Source organism: Parvibaculum sp. (assembly GCF_035511255.1).
GTDB lineage: Bacteria > Pseudomonadota > Alphaproteobacteria > Parvibaculales > Parvibaculaceae > Parvibaculum.
Genome location: NZ_DATKFR010000078.1, coordinates 1 through 3329 on the forward strand (window position 1 = coordinate 1; position 3329 = coordinate 3329).

Genomic DNA, 3329 nt, shown 5'->3' on the forward strand with positions numbered 1-3329 from the left:
CCCCTTCGGCGGCATGACGACCAATTTCGGCGAAGGCATCGCGCAGCGCACCTGCGCCGCCGCCGACCGTACCGGCCATGCGATGCTGCATACGCTTTACGGCCAGTCGGTGCGCCACAAGGCGGAATTCTTCATCGAGTACTTCGCCATCGACCTCATCATGGATGGCGGCAAGTGCGTCGGCGTCGTCGCGCTCGACATGGCGACGGGCGAAATCCACCGCTTCCGTTCCAGCATCGTGATCCTCGCCACCGGCGGTTACGGCCGCGCCTATTTCTCGGCGACGTCCGCGCATACCTGCACCGGCGACGGCAATGCGATGGTGCTGCGCGCAGGGCTGCCGCTCCAGGACATGGAGTTCGTGCAGTTCCATCCGACCGGCATCTATGGCTCGGGCTGCCTCATCACCGAAGGCTCGCGCGGCGAGGGCGGCTATCTCGTCAATTCCGAAGGCGAGCGCTTCATGGAACGCTATGCGCCGTCGGCGAAGGATCTCGCGTCGCGCGACGTCGTCAGCCGCGCCATGACCATTGAAATCCGCGAAGGCCGCGGCGTGGGCCCGCACAAGGACCACATCTTCCTGCATCTCGACCATCTCGATCCGAAGATCCTTGCCGAGCGTCTGCCCGGCATTTCGGAATCGGCGCGCATCTTCGCCGGCGTCGACGTGACCAAGGAGCCGATCCCGGTTCTGCCGACCGTCCATTACAACATGGGCGGCATCCCGACCAATTATCACGGCGAAGTGCTGACGCTGACCGACGGCAATCCGGACACGGTCGTGCCGGGCCTGATGGCGATCGGCGAAGCGGCCTGCGTCTCCGTGCATGGCGCGAACCGCCTCGGCTCCAATTCGCTGATCGACCTCGTGGTCTTCGGCCGTGCCGCCGGCATCCGTGCCGCGGAACTCCTGAAGGACAAGGCGAAGCCCGAGCTGCCGAAGGGCGCCGGCGACGAAGCGATTGCACGCCTCGATCATTTCCGCAACGCCAAGGGCAAGACGCCGACGGCGGAACTGCGTCTCCAGATGCAGCGCGCGATGCAGGAAGACGTCGCCGTCTTCCGCACCGGCGAGGTGCTGGAGCAGGGCCGGAAGCGGATCGCCGAAGTCTTTGCGCGCCGTCCGGAAATCCGCGTCTCGGACCGCTCGATGATCTGGAATTCCGATCTCATCGAGACGCTCGAATTCGACAATCTGATCGTTCAGGCCATCGCCACCGTCGAGGGCGCGGTCGGCCGTCAGGAAAGCCGCGGCGCCCATGCCCGCGAAGATTTCCCGAACCGCGACGACGAAAACTGGATGAAGCACACGCTGTGCTGGGTCGACACCAAGACGGGCAAGCCTTCCGTCGATTATCGCCCGGTCCACACCTACACGCTCTCGAACGACATCGAATATATCAAGCCGAAGGCGCGCGTGTACTGACGCCTCGAGTTTTGGCGTTCTCCGCGTTGGCGCGTAAAGGGTCCGATCATGGTCCAATTCAATCTGCCGAAGAATTCCAGGCCCACCGAAGGCAAGACCTTCAAGGCCGAGGGCGCGACCCGCGTGAAGCGGTTCCGCATCTATCGCTGGTCGCCCGACGACAACCAGAACCCGCGTATCGACACCTATGAGGTCGATCTCGACAAATGCGGGCCGATGGTTCTCGACGCGCTCATCAAGATCAAGAACGAAGTCGACCAGACGCTGACCTTCCGCCGCTCCTGCCGCGAAGGCATTTGCGGCTCCTGCGCGATGAACATCGACGGCGCCAATACGCTGGCCTGCACCAAGGGCATCGCGGAGATCAAGGGCGACGTCGCGATTTATCCGCTGCCGCACATGCCGGTGGTGAAGGATCTCGTGCCGGACCTCACGACCTTCTACGCGCAGCACGCCTCGATCGAGCCCTGGCTGCAGACCAAGACCGAGGAGCCGAAGAAGGAGTGGCTGCAGACGCATGAAGACCGCGAGAAGCTCGACGGGCTTTACGAGTGCATTCTCTGTGCCTGCTGCTCCACGTCGTGCCCGTCCTACTGGTGGAACGGCGATCGCTATCTCGGCCCGGCCGCGCTGCTGCAGGCCTATCGCTGGCTCGCCGACAGCCGCGACCAGAACACGACCGAGCGCCTCGACTTCCTCGAGGACCCGTTCAAGCTCTATCGCTGCCACACCATCATGAACTGCGCGAAGACCTGCCCGAAGGGCCTCAATCCGGCGAAGGCGATTGCCGAGATCAAGCAGATGATGGTCGAACGGGCGTAAGCTTCCGCCGCATCGAATTGAAAAGGCCGCTCATGACGAGCGGCCTTTTTTGTCGGTGCCTCGGAGGGATCACTCCTTCACATACTCGTTGTCGGGCGCGGATACCTTTACGAGTTCGCGCATGGCGCGCTTCAGATCGTCATAGTTCGAAAAGGCGCAGTCGTTGCCGCTCGGTGCGATGTTGAAGGTCTCGCGGCTCATGCCCTTGGCTGCGATGGCGCGGGCGAAGTCGCTGCAATTGGGCGAATAGCGCAGCCAGCCGTCGCCTTTCTTCCGGAAGAGGCTGTAGAGAACCTCGCCGGGTTTGCTCATGTCGCGGCCGAGGACGATGTAATCGCCGTCGCCGACGTCGTCCATCAGCCCCGCGACCGGCTCCTCGCCATCCAGCGTATAGAGATAATCAGCACCCTTGCGCGAAACAGTGAGGTGGCGCGGCGCATCGTTCGTGCGCTCGCCATTGTCGTCGAGCTTGTGGACGGTGAAACGCGCGCCATCCGGTACGGGGTAGTCGGCCTCCGCCGGCCCGAAAAGCGGTGTCTTGCTGACGAAGCAGGCGGCGAGCATCAGGCAGCCCGCAACTACGGCGGCGAAGCGATGTCTGGGCATGAAATCCTCCCGATTGTCCGGTTCGATGCGTGGGGCCTATGCTGCTCCTGAAGCGTCGTTCCAGCAAATGTCGGAGGAGACTATGCTCGATCATGTCGGCGTCAGTGTGACGGACTATGAGACATCGCGCGCCTTTTACGAGAAGGCGCTGAAGCCTCTGGGCTATGCGCTGCTAATGGAGGTTCCGAAGGAGCATACGGGCGGCATCGGCGTCGGCGGATTCGGCGTTGCGCCCAAGCCTGACTTCTGGATCGACGGGGCAGGCAAGGTGTCGCCCAAGATTCATCTCTGCTTCCGCGCGGAGAGCCGGGCGGCCGTCGATGCCTTCTACAAGGCGGCGATGGCGGCGGGCGGCCGGGACAATGGCGGTCCGGGCGTGAGGCCGCATTACCATCCGAATTACTATGGCGCCTTCGTGCTCGATCCCGACGGCTACAATGTCGAGGCGGTCTGTCACGATCCGGCGTGAGCGGGC

4 protein-coding genes are annotated in these 3329 nt (G+C 63.4%); 3 read left to right on the top strand and 1 reads right to left on the bottom strand.

Annotated elements, in window-relative coordinates; genetic code table 11:
- Together sdhA and VMR03_RS02555 are read left to right on the top strand one after the other, a co-directional pair.
- Positions 1–1426, top strand: a 1426-nt coding sequence (sdhA, locus tag VMR03_RS02550) for a succinate dehydrogenase flavoprotein subunit (RefSeq protein ID WP_325401972.1), incomplete at its 5' end; no start/stop codon positions are given.
- 48 nt (positions 1427–1474) lie between these two features.
- Complete coding sequence (locus VMR03_RS02555) at positions 1475–2248, top strand: succinate dehydrogenase iron-sulfur subunit (RefSeq protein ID WP_325401974.1); 774 nt, start codon at positions 1475–1477, stop codon at positions 2246–2248.
- Between the two features lie 69 nt (positions 2249–2317).
- Here the strand turns inward: VMR03_RS02555 and VMR03_RS02560 are convergent, their stop codons facing one another.
- Positions 2318–2854: a hypothetical protein gene (locus VMR03_RS02560; RefSeq protein ID WP_325401976.1), complete on the bottom strand. Its 537-nt coding sequence runs from the start codon at positions 2852–2854 to the stop codon at positions 2318–2320.
- 82 nt (positions 2855–2936) lie between these two features.
- Between VMR03_RS02560 and VMR03_RS02565 the strand changes: the two genes are divergently transcribed.
- Positions 2937–3323: a VOC family protein gene (locus VMR03_RS02565; RefSeq protein WP_325401978.1), complete on the top strand. Its 387-nt coding sequence runs from the start codon at positions 2937–2939 to the stop codon at positions 3321–3323.
- Positions 3324–3329: the final 6 nt, after the last annotated feature.

Coding starts and splice junctions, on each gene's coding strand:
- VMR03_RS02560 (WP_325401976.1), bottom strand. CDS start 2,854: ATGCCCAGACATCGCTTCGCCGCCGTAGTTGCGGGCTGCCTGATGCTC.
- VMR03_RS02555 (WP_325401974.1), top strand. CDS start 1,475: ATGGTCCAATTCAATCTGCCGAAGAATTCCAGGCCCACCGAAGGCAAG.
- VMR03_RS02565 (WP_325401978.1), top strand. CDS start 2,937: ATGCTCGATCATGTCGGCGTCAGTGTGACGGACTATGAGACATCGCGC.